Annotated in this window: 8 protein-coding genes and 5 pseudogenes; 3 read left to right on the top strand and 10 right to left on the bottom strand. The window is 49.9% G+C overall.

Translation table 11 applies throughout. The features are described 5' to 3' along the window. Nucleotides 1-80: 80 nt before the first annotated feature. The 8 genes and pseudogenes from DXA05_RS11520 to DXA05_RS11550 form a co-directional block, all read right to left on the bottom strand. Nucleotides 81-527 (bottom strand): GNAT family N-acetyltransferase, encoded by a 447-nt coding sequence (locus DXA05_RS11520; protein WP_007569366.1) that lies wholly within the window; start codon nucleotides 525-527, stop codon nucleotides 81-83. Between the two features lies 1 nt (nucleotide 528). After that, nucleotides 529-654, bottom strand: coding sequence for a hypothetical protein (locus DXA05_RS27520; protein WP_007569364.1), 126 nt, complete (start codon nucleotides 652-654; stop codon nucleotides 529-531). A gap of 4 nt (nucleotides 655-658) precedes the next feature. Beyond that, nucleotides 659-1474: a phosphoribosyltransferase family protein gene (locus tag DXA05_RS11525; RefSeq protein WP_117941288.1), complete on the bottom strand. Its 816-nt coding sequence runs from the start codon at nucleotides 1472-1474 to the stop codon at nucleotides 659-661. 185 nt (nucleotides 1475-1659) lie between these two features. Continuing rightward, the gene (locus DXA05_RS11530) at nucleotides 1660-1971 is read right to left on the bottom strand and encodes a helix-turn-helix domain-containing protein (protein ID WP_007569362.1); all 312 of its coding nucleotides are present in this window, start codon (nucleotides 1969-1971) and stop codon (nucleotides 1660-1662) included. Nucleotides 1972-2027: 56 nt separating this feature from the next. Beyond that, nucleotides 2028-3383, bottom strand: a complete 1356-nt coding sequence (locus tag DXA05_RS11535) for a TolC family protein (RefSeq protein ID WP_044301917.1) — start codon at nucleotides 3381-3383, stop codon at nucleotides 2028-2030. After that, nucleotides 3384-6487 (bottom strand): annotated as a pseudogene (locus tag DXA05_RS11540) (efflux RND transporter permease subunit). Then, nucleotides 6484-7607 (bottom strand): annotated as a pseudogene (locus tag DXA05_RS11545) (efflux RND transporter periplasmic adaptor subunit). Before DXA05_RS11545 ends, DXA05_RS11540 begins: the two co-directional pseudogenes overlap by 4 nt. After that, nucleotides 7604-8143 (bottom strand): GNAT family N-acetyltransferase, encoded by a 540-nt coding sequence (locus DXA05_RS11550; RefSeq protein ID WP_171059046.1) that lies wholly within the window; start codon nucleotides 8141-8143, stop codon nucleotides 7604-7606. Before DXA05_RS11550 ends, DXA05_RS11545 begins: the two are co-directional and overlap by 4 nt. A gap of 388 nt (nucleotides 8144-8531) precedes the next feature. Between DXA05_RS11550 and DXA05_RS11555 the strand changes: the two genes are divergently transcribed. Further along, a complete protein-coding gene (locus DXA05_RS11555) occupies nucleotides 8532-9605 on the top strand; it encodes a sensor histidine kinase (protein WP_115483763.1) in 1074 nt (357 codons plus the stop codon). Further along, nucleotides 9602-10356 (top strand): annotated as a pseudogene (locus tag DXA05_RS11560) (LytTR family DNA-binding domain-containing protein). The gene DXA05_RS11555 and the pseudogene DXA05_RS11560 overlap by 4 nt, the downstream one beginning before the upstream one ends. Before the next feature lie 66 nt (nucleotides 10357-10422). Here DXA05_RS11560 and DXA05_RS11565 read toward each other — a convergent pair. Beyond that, nucleotides 10423-11061 (bottom strand): annotated as a pseudogene (locus DXA05_RS11565) (DUF1016 N-terminal domain-containing protein); the annotation flags it as partial. Nucleotides 11062-11106: 45 nt separating this feature from the next. Beyond that, a complete protein-coding gene (locus DXA05_RS26500) occupies nucleotides 11107-11361 on the bottom strand; it encodes a hypothetical protein (RefSeq protein ID WP_032571897.1) in 255 nt (84 codons plus the stop codon). Nucleotides 11362-11497: 136 nt separating this feature from the next. Between DXA05_RS26500 and DXA05_RS27525 the strand changes: the two are divergent. Further along, nucleotides 11498-16472, top strand: a pseudogene (locus DXA05_RS27525) (N-6 DNA methylase). The last annotated feature ends 138 nt before the right edge of the window (nucleotides 16473-16610 follow it).

The raw sequence follows: 16610 nt of genomic DNA on the forward strand, positions 1-16610 counted from the left end.
AAAAATAGAGATATAATTCAATAATCACAAATCACTTATAATAAATGATGTGAAAAATGAGATTCCATTCAAAATATGAATTAAGAGAAATCTTTCCGCAAGTACACCATGTCGGTAAGCAGCTTTCCATCCTCATAAATCGGATGATCGTAATTATCCGTGAAGAAATTTTTCAGTCGGTGTGAGATACGAAAGCCGCAATGTTCGTAGAAAGAGAGTGTAGATGGCGTATCTCCCGTACCGACAAGCATGACGGAACATCTGCCCTGATAGTATCCAAAGAGATAATCAACCAGCCGTTTTCCGTATCCTTTGCGTTGGGAGGAGGGACAAACGGCTATGTTTTTTATTTCGTAAATACCCTCTCCTTCACACGTCACTACAGAGATAGCCTTCAGACCGTCATCATAGAGGGCAAACATCTCACCTCGTTCCAGATATTTGTCTATCATGCTTTCTTGTTCATCTGCCAACAACAGCAAATCCAAGAATTGTTTCTTGTTAGAAGTAATAAGTTTTATTTCCATGTCATATATTCTTTTTCCAATGTTCCAAAACCGTTTCCAAGTGTTCAAGTCCCCTTTCTACCACCCCTTGATAAAAAGGATAAGGCTTTTTCCCGATGATGTTCAAACGAATTTCAACAATAGTCATTCTTTCATTTCGTCAGTTCCTTGATTTTGTTCACGATGCAGCCACCCCACACGTGCGCCTTTATCAGAAGCAGAGGCGGCCGGGTAACGGTTTTTCCATAGAAGATGGCCGCCACCACCTTGCCGCCGCACCTTTCTATCTCCTCCTTGTAGTCGGCCATACTCTGTCCGCTTGTCAGCACGTCGTCCACGATGATAATCTGTTTCCCTTCGATATTCCCCGTGATACGGTAGTTCCTTTCGAGGATACGGTTTTCGCCGCCTTTCGCCTCGTGCAAGCTGTCGCGTGACTCGAACACATCGACATCATATAAGCCCGAACTTAGGTCCGGCCGGTGGGTTGTGATGTACCAGTCGAGCCGTTTGAATCGCCGGGCATACTTGAACTCGTCGCTGCACGGCATAAACAGGATGTGGTAAGGGGCATCGGCCAAATTCAAGACGGACATGCACGCCTTAAAAAACTCGATACCGTGATTTTCGCCCTCTTTGAACTGGTAGAGGGAACAGCAGAACGCCCGCTGTTCATCGTCGATCAGGTCGGCGTACCGTGAAGGATAGTAATACCCATAGAAAGCGACTTTTATTCCGTGCGATTTGAACGGCTTGAGCGGCTGATGGTCCTCGAAAAAGTCCGAACGGGCGAAACAGAACATGAGGCAGGCTTCCCGATGGCCCGCCAGTACCGCCAGACGGCAATAACGGTCGCGCTCTTTGGCGGTAGCGGCTGCTCGTGCTGCTGCGAACGCAGCAGCTGCAGTCTTCCGTCGCCAGAAACCGGCAAGATACGACAGCAGGACTGCAAGGCCGCACAAAACCATGAACCAGAGCTTTGCTCCATATTCATTGGGATAAGGTTATTCCGACATACCTGTACAACCGGCAGTTTTCTCTGCCACGGGAGCTTTGCACCTGCCGTTCACCTGTTTCAATGTCTTCTCGAAATATCTTGTTTTCATGTATTTATGCAATTTATTACTGTGTAATATATAAGCAAAGGAATGAATTACATTTTGTCTGCTGACATTCCTAATATTTTTTCCATATTGGGACGAAAGAAATTGCCCCACTCTTCCAGTTTCTCAATGATAGGCAAAAGGGTTTCACCTATCGGAGTAATCGAGTATTCGGAATGTGGGGGAAGTTCCGCAAATATTTTCTTCTCTATGATTCCATACATTTCCAATTTCTTTAATTGCTGATTTATAACACGAGCATTGGCTTCAGGAAACAATTTGTGTAATTTGCTCGGACATTTAGCCCCATCGCTTAGCTCAAAAATGATACAACTTTTCCATGTCCCACTAATAACTTCCATTGCAATTCTGATTCCGTAATCAATGTCAAAAGGTATTTTCGATACCCGATTCTAATTTATATTCCACCTCCCAGTGCATGATAAAGTTTGATAATACTCTGTATGCGGTCAAAGCTGGTTTGCAACCGGTTTGTCTCTGCTTCAAGGAGTGACTGTTGGGTAGTTAATATTTCCAGATAGGTGGTACCGGAATGGCGCATCAACAGTTCCGTCTTTCGCACAGCTTCACGCAAGGTTTCAACCTGATGGGTGTTTATTTCAAATTGCGATTTTGCCGTCTGCCATGCGGTTAAGGCATCATTCACCTCTTTCCCCGCGTTCAGTAATGACTGTTGGTATAACAATCTGGCTTCTTCCTGACGGGTTTGAGCAATTTTCAAATTAGCGATATTTGTTCCACGGTTGAATAACGGCTGTGTCAGCGAAGCGATTGCATTGAACAGCCACTGTCCGGGATTGGTGATTACCCCGCCTCCATTGTTGGTCCAGCCCAATGTACCCGAAAGAGTGATATTGGGGTAGAAGGCCGAGCGGGCTACATTGGTGGCGTAGAACGCTTGAGCCAGTTCCATTTCAGCCCGACGAACATCAGGACGATTGGATAATAACAGCAAAGGAACTCCGACAGAGATTGTATCGGGGAAAGACGCTTCTGCCAAATCGCTCCGCTCAATCGAGTGCGACGGCATGGCAAGTATCGCCGACAAGGCGTTTTCTGTCTCAGAGATACTTTTGCATATAGCCTGTTGCGATGATTCCAGCTGCATCACGTTTGCCCTTGCCTGCAACACACCGGCATCATTCGCCTTGCCCACCTTTTTCAACGCTTCAAGTGTGCGCACGGTAGCCTGCCAGTTTTCCAAAGTCCGATGATTTATCACCTTTTGCGCATCAAGCAGGGCGAGGGTATAGTAACTGTCCGCTATCGTAGCGACAAGCTGTGTCTGTACGGCCTGCCGGTAGTCACGACTTCCTTGCAATGCGGCAACCGCACCACGCTTTGCTGCCGTAAGTTTGCCGAATAATTCAAGCTCCCAACTTGCGGACGCTCCCACATTGTACGCCTTTGCCGTAGCTCCGTCATATTTGTTTCCACTGCCTTCCGCACTGATTCCCAATGAAGGGAGGTACGACAGTCTGGCTGTCATCAGGGCGGCTTCTGCCGCTTCCACTCGCAGGCGTGCCACATTGAGGTCGGTATTCTGCCGGAGTCCTGTCTCAATCAAAAACTGAAGTTTACGGTCGGTAAACATCTCCCGCCATGACATGGATGCAAGCGTTGTTGTATCAATGCCAGCCGGGATGTTCCGGTACAGCTTCTCTGTCGGAATGTCAGCCCGATGATACCGGCTGTATGTGCCACAGCCGGTAAGCATCAAGGTTGATATGGTAAATAAGATGATCTTCTTCATTTAATTACGTTTAATCCGTTCTTGAATATATTGAAATGTGATGAACAGTGACGGTACGAGGAACAGCAGTGCCAGCGTACCTACTATCATACCTCCGATTACGCCCGTGGCGAGCGAGCGGCTGCCGTTGGCACCCACACCATGAGCCATCATCAGCGGAACGAGTCCGAACACCATAGACAATACGGTCATCAGGATGGGGCGCAGGCGAACCTTTGCCGCACTGTATGCCGCCTGCGCGAGGGTCATGCCTTCCGACCGCCGCTTGCCGGCATATTCGGTCAGCAGAATGGCTGTCTTGGCAAGCAGCCCGATAATCATAATCAGTCCGGTCTGCATGTAGATGTTGTTCTCCAGCCCGAACAGTCCCGCGAACAGGAAGCTGCCCATCAAACCGCAAGGCACGGACAGCAACACGGCAAACGGGATGAACACGCTTTCATAGAGGGCACACAGTATGAGGTATATCAAGACCATGCACAGCACGAATATCCACACGGCATTGTTCGTCGTATTGCTTTCTTCGCGCGACAACCCTCCCAACTCGTAGGTGTAACCTGACGGGAGAACGTGGTCGGCAGTTTCCCTTATGGCCTTCAATACCTGTCCCGAACTGTATCCTGTTGCCGGCGACCGCTGATGGAAATGGCATTGAACATATTGAAGCGGGTCAGGTCCGACGGACCGTTGGTCTTGGTAAGACGGACAAAATGGCTCAACGGCGACATGGAGCCGTCGGAAGTACGGACATACATGCCGTCCAACGATTCGGTGTCCATGCGATATTCGGCAGGAGCCTGCATGGTGACATGGTACAGTTTTGAGAAGCGGTTGAAATTCGATACATATTCTCCCGAAAAATATCCCGAGAGTGTTGACAGGACATCGGAAGGAGACACACCGGACTGTTCGCATTTGGCAGCATCTATATCCACCCAGTATTGCGGATAATCAGCCGCGAACGATGAATAGACCTCACCGATCTCCGGTCTGCCCGACAACGCTTCCACAAACCGGTCGGTCACTTGGCTGAAGGCGGTTATGTCTCCGGCGTTTTTGTCCTGCAAGTACAGTTCAAAACCGTTGCCCATCCCATATCCGGCAATCATCGGGGGCGACATGGCGAATACGGTGGCATCGGGAATATCGGCGGTGGCGGCATAAATACGGCCTATTACATCGTCACGTCCTCCTTTGCGCTCGTCCCAATCCGTGAGAGTGAGAAAAGACATGGCCTGCGAAGGTCCCGAGCCACTGAAAGAAAAGCCTGCCACAGTACCGTTGTATTCAATCTCTGCGATACTGTCAAGACGGCTGTTTATACGTTTTAGGGTTTTGCCGGTCTGCGCCATGGATGTACCGGGTTTCGTGTTCATGCTGACCATGACCGTGCCTGTATCTTCTTCAGGAATAAGTCCGGTCTTGGTCGTATTGACAAAAAGCACCAACAGCCCGAACGATACCGCGATAGTGCCCCACAGCAGCCACCTGCGATGAATGACATATAGCACACCGCGCACATAACGACGGCTCAAACGGTCAAAAACCGCATTGAATGCCTTGCGGAAGCGTGCCGCGAAGTTGTTCTTCGTGTTCCCGTGCTCGTCAATGTAAGGCTTCAGCAGCAGGGCGCACAATGCCGGAGAAAGGGTGAAGGCATTGATGGCCGAAATGCCCACGGCAACCGCCATCGTGATACCGAACTGCGTATAGAACGCCCCTGAAGTACCGCCCATCATGCCCACAGGGAAGAACACCGCCATGAAAATAAGGGTGGAGGTCAGAATGGCCGACGACACGCCCTTCATGGCATCATCGGCGGCAAGCACCGGAGACTGATACCCCTCGTCGAACTTCGCCTGCACGGCTTCCACCACCACGATGGCATCGTCCACCACCGTGCCTATGGCAAGCACAAGGGCGAAAAGCGTAAGCAGGTTGATGGAAAAGCCTATCAGTGACATTACGGCAAACGTTCCGATGATGGACACGAAGATAGAAATCGTGGGAATCAGCGTGGACTTGATGTCCTGTAAGAACACATACACCACCACGATGACTAAAAGTATCGCCTCGATAAGCGTCCTGATGACAGAATGGATGGAGGCATTCAGGAACTTGTTGGTGTCGGTAAGCACCACAAACTCTGCCCCTTCGGGCAAATCGCGGCTGAGGTCATCGAGTACCTCGTGTATCTCATTGATGGTGCTTGATGCGTTCGAACCGGATTTCTGGTTTATCATCATCATGGCTGCCGGATGTCCGTTCACTTCGGATGAATAATTGTAATACTCATCGCCCAGCTCTATATCCGCGACCTCTTTCAATCGCAATACATCGCCGCCGGGCAGGGACTTGACCACCAGTTCGCCGAACTCTTCCGCAGTCGAGAGCCTGCCCCGGTATTTCATCGTGTACTCGTTTGCCCCGTCGGAGTTCTGTCCGAAAGAACCGGTGGCGGCCTCAATGTTCTGCCGTGCCAATACCGCCGAAATATCATCCGGGATAAGCCCGTACCCCGCCATCTTGTCCGGTTTGAGCCACAAACGCATACTGTAGTTCGAGCCGAACAGCTGTGCCTTTCCGACACCGCCTATACGTTTCACCCGTGGCTCGACATTGATTTTCATGTAATTGTTCAGGAAAGTCTGGTCGAAACGGTCGTCGGGTGAGTAAAGCGCGAAAGTCATCAGCTCGGCATTCTGCTGTTTCTCTGTCGTGACGCCGCTTTTGGTGGCTTCCGCCGGAAGCTGGCTTAACGCGCCATTCACACGGTTCTGCACGTTCACCGCCGCCATGTCCGCGTTGGCACCCTGCTTGAAATAGATGTTGATGGAAGCATCGCCCGTGTTGGATGCGGTAGAGGTCATGTAGATCATGTCCTCCACTCCGTTAATGGCTTCCTCAAGCGGGACGATTACCGCTTTCTGCACGGTTTCGGCATTCGCACCGGGATAGGTACAGAACACGTTGACAGTAGGCGGTGCAATGTCGGGATATTGCTCCACCGGGAGCACTTTGATGGCGATGAGTCCCATCAAGACAATCACCACGGAAATAACGCCCGAGAATACCGGGCGGTCTATGAAAAATCGTAGATTCATGGGGTTACGTTTTTAGGTGTAACAATCATTCCTTCCTTTACAAGTCCTACCCCTTCGGTGATGATGGTGTCGCCCACGGACACACCTTGCTTCACCACGAAGTGGTTACCATCGTTCAGACGGTCCACGGTCAGGTAGGCTGCTTCGGCCTTTCCGTTTCTGAGGCGGTAGGCGATAATCTTGTCCTGCAATTCCACGGTGGCGGTCTTGGGCAGCAGGATGGCATCCGCATCCACTCCTTGCAGGACGATATTGCCGATGGTGCCGCTCAGCAGCTCACGGTCGGGGTTGGGGAAGCGGGCTTTGATTTGCACCGCCCCGGTGGTGGCATTGACCACGCCACTGACAGTCTCTATGCGTCCCTTCCGTCCGTAGAACGTGCCGTCATTCAGTTGCAGGCCGACTTCCGGCATTTGGGAAATCATCTTGTCTATGGAACCGTATTGTGTCCTGAACTGACGCAGCTTGTTTTCGGAGACGGAGAAATAGGCGTACATTTCCGCATTGTCGGAAACTACCGTGAAGGCTGCGTCATGCCGGGACTGACAAGTGCGCCGATGCGGAAAGGAAGCGTGCCTACCACTCCGTTGCTGGGACTTTTTATCTCGGTATAGGAGAGATTGTTGCGGGCATCCGTTTCCTGAGCCTTTGCCTGTTCGAGTTCGGCAAGTGCTACCGCCAGCCCGTTGCGGGCAAGAGAGAGTTCGTAATCGGATATGACTTTCTCATCAAACAAGGCTTGCTTGCCTTGCAGCTCGATCCGTGCCGTTTCCACTTTTGCCTGTGCTGCGCTGACGTTTGCCTGTGCGGTGCGCAAGGCTGCCTGATAGGGCACTTGGTCGATGACGGCAAGCACTTGTCCCGTCTTAACCTGCTCCCCTTCTTTCACACACAGGCGGGTGATACGGCCCGACACTTGGGGTACTATGTCCACATCCTGCCGCCCACGGATGGAGGCGGAATAACTTTCTTGAAATTCAACTGCCCGGGAAGAAACCACCATGACGGGCAATGTCTGTCTCATTTCCTGTTCCCTCTGTTCTTGTTTGCAGGCTGTCAATAATGCAGCCAGCAGGCTTGTTACCGTGATGCCGGCTATCCATGTTCTTCTATTCATCATCTGTTCTTATTGTTTTTCCATTCCTTATTCAATACCGCATAAATGCAGGTGTCCTCATACCGTGGTGTTCCATCGGGATGGCACACAAACGATATGAATTCCTTCATGCATCCTTCATATCTCATTCCGAGACGTTCGCACAATCTTTTCGACCGCAGGTTGTCATCCTCCACAAAGCCGTAGATGCGACGTGCGCCTGCTTCACGGAAAAGGTAATCCAGAAATTCCGTTGCCGCTTCATGCGCCAATCCCTTGCCCTCGAAGCGTTGGTTGAAATGCCAGCCCACGTTGAATGTGTCGGCTTCTTCACGCAATGCAAAAACATCACCGATTATGAAATCGTCTTCCTTCAGGCACACGGCATAGCGCAGCAACTCCTTTGGAGTATTGGATATATAAGCCAGTGCAGACTCTTCAGAGCACAAGCGTTCGCTCACGAAGCAGTTGACACGCGGATGGGAGAGGTATTCCAGCAAACCAACGGCATCCTTCTCCTGAAAATCTCTGATGATAAGGTGTTCTGTTTCAATAATCATAAGTCGCCAATTTTGGCTGCAAAGATATTCCATACCCAATTTGCCGACAACCGGCATGCAGTCGAAACGGAAAAAAACATTTATAAAACAGCTAAAATGGCTTCTGAAATGTCATTGTAAATGCTCTTTTCAAAGATGCACATCTTTGGGCAGTTAAGCCATGCTTCTTGATGCGTCACCTTCCTACAGATTACCAAAATCATACCCTGTTTTGGCAATCTACGTTCATTATGCAAGCATCGAATACAGTATAAATGATAGAACCATCTGTCTCGACACTCCTTTTATCTGTTTCAACTGCTGTTTTGTCTGTTTCATCCGGTTTCGACCTATCAAATGAAAAAGCAAAGTCGTACCTTTGCAACATGAAGTAACTTTGCAACCAAATATGATCAAAGAAAATGTAAAAATAATGAACTGGCGGAACGGCTTCCTGCTATCGCTCGTTTCCTATATCCTCTACCTTATTATATGGTTAATTCTTGATGACGAAACCGCCAACCAATTACCGGGAATGGCGACAGTCGATTATGTCGTCGATTTTTTGTTGTGTATGCTCTTTACCTACATATCCTTGGGGTTCTCTTACCTTGTTTTTAAGATTTTGCCGTTCAGAACATCTTATGTGTGGGTGATTGTCTATGCTTCCTGTCTTTTGACGCTGAATAACCTCGTTACGTTCGGCATGACATCTCTGTTCAATCTTTTGTGGGATGAAACCGGCAACGGGCTTCTTGACGAACTGATCAACATGAAGGGGGCTTACACTTTTGCCATGATAGCCACTTTCATATCAAGCGTTTATGCCAACACATTCTACCTCCAGTCATACATCAGGGCGCGCGATGAGAAGCAGGCTCTTGAAATGGCACTGATGAAGGAGAAGGAGATTGCCTTACAGTCGCAACTCAACTCGCTGAAGCTGCAAATTAATCCGCACTTCATGTTCAACAACTTCAACAACCTGCTGGAATTGATAGAGGAAGATACCAAACTTGCCGGCAAGTTCCTGAGTAACCTGTCGAAAGTGTACCGGTACATCATCACCAATCTGGACCGGAATCTGATTCCCGTCAGAGATGAGATAAAGTTCCTTGAATCATACTTGTATCTGATGCAGGTGCGCCACGTCGGAGGGGTCGTCACGAACATCAGCCTCGAACTGAAAGAATGCAAAGGATACCTTCCCCCGGCCGTGTTGCAACTTCTTGTGGAGAATGCAATAAAGCATAACGGTTTTTCGATGGAAAATCCGTTGTTTATTGACATCACGTTGTCTGACGACTATATCACAGTGCGCAACCTTAAATCTCCCTTGCTCTCAAAAATGGAATCGACCGGCTTGGGTCATAAAAACATAATAGAGCGTTATTCGTTGCTCTGCGATAAAAAAGTCAAGATAGAAAATGCCGAGAACTTCTATTCGGTGAGTTTGCCCATCATAAAAAAACAGTCCCTATGAAGATACTGATTCTTGAAGACGAACAGCGCAATGCCATGCGTCTCATTAGATTGCTGAACGACATTGATACGACGTTTATAATTGAGGACCACTTACAAATATCAAAGAGGCGGTCGATTTTTTCCAATCAGGCAAAACAACAGACCTCATCCTTGCGGATATCCGCCTTACTGACGGCCTGAGTTTTGAAGCGCTTAAATATGCTCCGGCAACCGTTCCAATCATATTCACCACCGCATACGATGAATATGCGGTACAGGCTTTCAAGTTCAATAGCTTTGACTATCTTCTGAAGCCTTTGGATGCCGATGAACTTGAAGCTGCCATAGATAAAGCTACCAAAGCTGGCAAGAATTATGCTGACGAAAATCTCCGGCAGCTTTTCGATTCGTTGCAGAAGAACCAGTTCCGCTATCGGGAACGTTTCCTGTTGCCCTATCGTGACGGGTATAAGACCGTACGTGTTTCGGACATCAACCATATCGAAACCGAAAACAAGACGGTATACCTTCGTCTTAATAATGGAACTTCAGAAGTTGTCAATATGTCAATGGACGAACTCGAACAGCAACTCAATCCTGATTGCTTCTTCCGTGCCAACCGCCAATACATAATTAACATAGAATACGTATTGTTTCTTTCTAATTATTTCGGAGGGAAACTTATTGTCCGCTTAAAAGGGTATCCGAACACAAAAATAACCGTTAGTAAAGAGAAGGCTCAACGGCTAAAAGAGTGGATTGACAAATAGTCTCTGCCATGCTATGATAACATTTCTGTACTCACTTTCAGTTAGAAAAAACTGAATATCTCGCTACTCCATGAGGAACGCGCGGATATTCTTTATAATCGCTTGTTCCAGTTCGTATTCGGAATGTTCTTTCGAAAGGCCCACAAGGTCGAATGTATATTCGTCTTTCAGGGCAAGTATGGCCTGGTTCTTTATCTTCTCCGGCAAGGTCATGTCGAAGTTGCTCTGACCGAGCAGATAATTTTCGTAGGTCTTTGCTTCTATCTTGTTGATAAGTACATCTTTCGTCCAGCCGTATTTCTTGGTTGACAAGATGTAGAATTGCCGTTGTTGCATCTCTTTGCACTTGGTCAGAATGACGATGTGCTTCGACCAGCTAATTTCTCCAACTAACGGTTGGAGAATTTCATTCGACCGGTATTCGGTATAAAAACGGGCCATGTCCCACATGTTGGAAACACCGAATCCCTTTATACCCAGAAACTCCTTTTGTATGTACCGCGAAAGGTTCTCCATGACGGATTTTCCCCAGCCCAAGGCCGCTTGTTGTTCGGTAATCCGCCTGCCGATTTCCCAATACAGGGCGATCATCTCTTTGTTTACGGCCTTCAATGCCTCGTATTGGGGCGACCGGATGCGGGAGGTTATCTCGTTTCTGAAATCGAGATATTCGGGAGATAAGATGGGAGTATTCTTTTCAGTCATAGGTTATTCATTATAATCGGTTACAGGGGTAAGTTTTTCTTTTGATTATGCACAGGATTCCCTTGTCTTATCCCATCTTCTCCGGATTTCCGGTCTGTCGGCAGCATTCCCCGTTGTACGACGCTTTCTCCCTTTTCTATACCCGTTCCGTCCTTTCTCCCTTGTACGCATTTTCCTCCCTCTTTTAGCTGTCGGTTTCCGTGCCCAGCCTTGCAGCGACCTGCGGGGTATTATTTTTCCGCGAAGGTAACGGGCCGTTCCAATCTTGCCAATGCCGGCTGCGCCGCGAGTGAGGCGCAAAAATCTTCCTCTCCGTTGTCGAGCGTATTTTTTCGCTTCAGCCTTGTCCGATTGTCCCTGCCACCTTCAAGAGGCAGAAAAATAATCCCGGAGGCCGCAAACAGGCCGAATAAAGGGAAACAAACAAGGTTAAATTATGAGTTACAGCAAATTAAAATCACTGGTGGCAAACGTGGAAGCCATTGCAACGGCAATGAAAGTCCGTATCGACGACCGACAAGCCACTGACGAAGAGAAAGAGGTATTATCCCGATATTCCGGTTTCGGGGGGATTAAAGATGTATTGAATATAGGAACGGAGCATACCGTCAGCGATGATGTGGCCGAGCCTATCCGCAAGCTGCAGGACTTGATAGGCGCATATCCCTATTATGACGACGCCATGCGGCAAGCCGTCATCAACAGTATAAAATCCTCCGTCCTGACTGCTTTTTACACACCGAAATTCCTCGTGGACGCAGTAACCCGGCAGATACACGCTACATTCAAGGATAACTGCCTGCAAATGAGTACCTTTCTTGAACCCAGTGCGGGAATTGGCGGCTTTCTGCCCGTCTCCATGCCCGGCACTCGCAGCTACGCTTTTGAAAAAGATTGTCTTACGGGGCTTATCCTGTCGCTTCTGTATGACGAGGCGACCACGGTAACGGCAGGCTTCGAGACGATAGCCGACCAGCATCTGGAGCATGAGAGCTTCGATGTTATCGCCTCGAATATCCCGTTCGGCAATTTCCGGGTGTTCGATGCGGAAATGTGGAAGAAAGGCGGCATGTACGAACAGTCAGCCAAGACCATACACAACTACTTTTTTGTCAAGGCAATGGAACTGTTGAACGAGGGCGGACTGCTGGCGTTCGTTGCGCCGAGAGGAATTGCCGACACGCCGGGCAACAAGTTCGTGCGCGAGTACCTCGTCAATCATGCCGACCTCATAACGGCCTTACGGCTACCCGATACCCTTTTCATGCAGACGAGCGGCATAGAGGTAGGGAGCGACCTTTTGATATTCCAAAAGCACAGCCGCAAGGCGACGCTCTCGTTACGGGAGAAGATGTTTTTGCAGGTCTCCAAGGAAAAGGTCGACACGGCAGGAACGATGACCGACTATGCGAACAAAATCTTTACCCTCCCAAGACCGCCCTTGCCACGGACAGTCGCATTGCGCTGAACCAGTTCGGTAAGTACGTCCGCAAATACCAGTGGTTAGGCGATGGAAACGCCATGTCCCAATACCTTTCCGCACTGCTCAAATACGATTTCGACCGCTATTTTCGCAAGGCTCTTTTTGCCAATCACGGCCAGGACAACACCCCCGTGCAGATGTCTCTTTTCGGCGAGCCGCAGACGGTCAAAGGCATACGTGCCTACACGGAGGACATGGAAACATGGATGAAGAACGGCGCAATGGTCGTTTTCGAGGGGCAGGTAGGTACGCTTCGGTTTCGTAAGTCGAGCCGTTACACGGAGACAGCCGTTGATTTCGTACCCGTGGACGAGGGCAAGGTAAATACGGACAGGGCCGCCGACTATTTCCCCATACGCAAGGTGTATTTCGAGCTGTCCGGCAGGGAACGGGAAGAACAAAAGGAGTGCTCGGAACTGCGTAAACAACTCAACACCCTATACGACGCTTTTATTGCCAAATGGGGATTTTTCCACGACAACGACAACAAGGAGTTTATCTTGCTCGACAGCCTCGGTACGGAGGTGTTCACGATAGAAATGCAGGTCGGCAGGGACATCTTCAAAGCCGACGTTATGCGTGAACCTGTAGCTTTCAAGAAGATAGACACCGCCGTAACGCTGTCCCCCGTGGAAGCCTTGGCAAGCAGCCTGAACTTTTACGGCAAGGTCGATATGGGCTACATGGCACAAGCCACGAACAAGGAGGAAGAAGAAATCATCGAAGCCCTGCAAGGGGAAATTTTCTACAATCCGGCCAATGGGGAATGGGAGCACAAAGGAAAGTTCCTCTCCGGAAACATCATCGCCAAGCAGGAAGAGACGCTTTCCTTTCTCCCGAATCTCGCAGGCAAGGAGAAAGAATGGGCCGAAGCGTCCGCAAAGGCACTGGAGAACACCATACCCGAACCGATACCCTATGAAGAACTCGACATCAACATGGGCGAGCGGTGGATAGATACGAAGCTGTACGCCGATTTCGCCTCCGACCTATTCGGAGTGGGTGCGGACGTGATGTATTTCGACGTGAACGATACCTACTTGATTCGGCTGCAGGGATATTCGCCCGTGGCATACAATACCTATTCCGTGCGCAATTACAACGGCGAGGACTTGTTTGTACACGCCCTGCACGATACCGTACCTGAGATAACGAAAGAGGAATACCGGAACGGCAGCAAAATACGTGTGCCGGACGAGGAAGCCATGCAGGAGGCCGCCGCCAAGATACAGGAAATTAGAGACCGTTTCAACCGGTGGCTTGACGATGAGCCTTTGGAAGTCCGGGACGAACTGGTAAGGACATACAACGAGCGCTTCAATTGTTACGTGCGTCCGCACTACGACGGCTCGGCGCAGACGTTCCCCGGCCTCTCTTTCGAGCTGTTCCCGTACAAAGAACTTTATCCCTCACAGAAAGACGCTATCTGGATGATTAAGCAGAACGGCGGCGGTATCTGCTGGCACGAGGTCGGCACGGGCAAGACGATGATTATGTGCGTGGCCGCATACGAAATGAAACGTCTCGGACTGGTGCAGAAACCCCTCATTATCGGGCTGAAAGCCAATGTACACGAGATTGCCGATACATTCCGAAAGGCATACCCCACGGCCAAGGTGCTCTATCCGGGCAAGGAAGATTTCACCCCCGCCAACCGCAAGGAAGTGTTTTCAAAAATCAAGAACAACAACTGGGATTGCATTATCCTGACACACGACCAGTTTAGCAAGATTCCGCAATCCGAAGAAACCATGTACGACATATTCTCGGAAGAACTGGCCGATGTGGAGCGCAGCCTCGAAGTGCTGGAGCAATCCACTATGCGTTACCGGAGCGGCAGGATGCAGAAAGGACTGGAAACCCGGAAACAGAACCTTGAAGCCAAGCTCGCCGAACTGCAGATGAAGATAGACCTCCGGAAAGACGATACCATCGATTTCCGTTCGATGGGCATAGACCACATTTTTGTAGACGAATGCCACTGCTATAAAAATTTGATGTTCCAGACACGCCACACGAGAGTAGCGGGCATCGGCAATGCGCAAGGCTCGCAAAGGGCGATGAACCTTTTGTTTGCCATTCGGGACATTCAACGCCGCACGGGAAAGGACTTGGGGGCTACGTTCCTGTCGGGTACGGTGGTCGTCAATGCGCTGACCGAACTGTACGTGATGTTCAAATATCTGCGTCCAAGGGAACTCAAACGGCAACAAGTAAGCTGTTTCGACGCTTGGGCGGCTATCTTCACGAAAAAGGCCGCCGACTACGAGCTGAACGTAACGGGTACGATAAAGCGCAAAGAGCGTTTCCGCACTTACATCAAAGTGCCGGAACTGGCGATGTTCCTGCGGGAGATTACCGACTATCGTACAGCCGATATGATAAACCTCGATGTGCCGGACAAAAACGTGCGTTTCCTTTCCCATGCACCCACTATCCAACAGGAGGAAATGATCGGGCGGCTCGTCGCCTTTGCGCACAGCGGACAATGGGAAGATTTGGGGTTGGATATTCCGCAGCCGGACAATCTCGACAAGGCAAAAATGCTTGTTGCTACCAACGTGGCCCGTAAGATGTCTCTTGATATGCGTCTGTTGGGCGATAAGTTTACTGATGACCCGAACAACAAGGCTTCGATTTGCGCAAGAACTATTTATGATTATTATGTAAGTTCAAATGCCAATCGTGGTACACAGTTCGTCTTCAGCGACCTTGCCACTTACAAGCCGAACGAGTGGAACATCTATAGCGACATCAAGGACAAGCTGGTGGCAATGGGGATTCCTGCCGATGAAATCCAGTTTATCCAGTACGCCAAGACCGAACGGGCGAGAAAGAAACTTTTTGCGGACATGAACAGTGGCAGGGTACGGGTGTTGTTCGGCTCTACCTCGATGTTGGGAACGGGAGTAAACGCCCAAGAAAGGGCCGTTGCGGTGCATCATCTGGAGATACCTTGGCGCCCCGCCGACATGGAGCAGCGCAACGGTCGTGCGGTACGCAAAGGCAACACCGTTAAGCTCTGGGGAAACAATACCGTGGACGTGGTGATTTACGGAACGGAAAAGACGCTCGACGCTTACAAATTTAACCTGTTGAAAACCAAGCAAATGTTCATCAACCAAATTAACAACGGTACGATTGCTGTGCGCCGTATCGACGAGGACGCTATGGACGAGGATAACGGCATGAATTTCGCCGAGTTCGTGGCTCTCCTGTCGGGAAATACCGACCTGTTGGAGAAAACGAAGCTCGACAATAAGATTATGCAGCTCGAAAAGGAACAGGCCATTTTCAAGAAAGACCGTATCAGGCCGAGCGTAAGATTGCGGCCAACCGGGAAGACATGACAAAGGCCGAGAGTGCGGCGGCACGCATGACGCAGGACTGGGAATATATCACCTCTTACACCGGAGACCGGACGACCCGGCTGTTGAACCTCGCACAAGCCACGGCGGAAGAGACCGGACGGGAGCTGCACCGCATTTCCAAGACCTACCGCAACGGGGCAATCGGTACGATAGGCACGTATGCCGGATTGAACCTGTCGGTGTACAGCGAGTATGACATGGGCGGTACATTCTACCGCAACACGTTCCTCGTCGAGGGCGTAAGCGGACTGAAATACCGTTGTGGCATATCGGGAGCATTGCCTCTGGGCTTCGTGGAATCCTCCCGATACCCGCAAGCCGCCCTCGCCAAGCTGCCCGGCATGATTGAGGAACAACGGCAGAAGATAGCCAAGCTGGAGAGCGAGATACCCGCTTTGCAGGGAATCATCGCCCGCAAGTGGAGCAAGGCGGACGAGTTGGCAAGGCTCAAACAGGAGTGCAACGCTTTACAGCATCGGATCGACGAAAGCATGAAAGAGGCGGAACGCACGCAGTCCGCCCTTTCCGAACACGAGGCCACCGACAAAGCGGCATGACCATAATTCATAGATTTAACCTTTTCCCTCTGTTCGGTTACAACACCGGACAGGGGATTTTTTCACCTTCCGGTCTGCCACGGCCATACCCGGTTGTAACGGAATCTTCCCCTTGTACCTCCAGCCACTCCTTTTATA

It is taken from the genome of Bacteroides sp. AM54-2NS (assembly GCF_003602935.1).
Taxonomy (GTDB): Bacteria; Bacteroidota; Bacteroidia; order Bacteroidales; family Bacteroidaceae; genus Bacteroides; species Bacteroides xylanisolvens.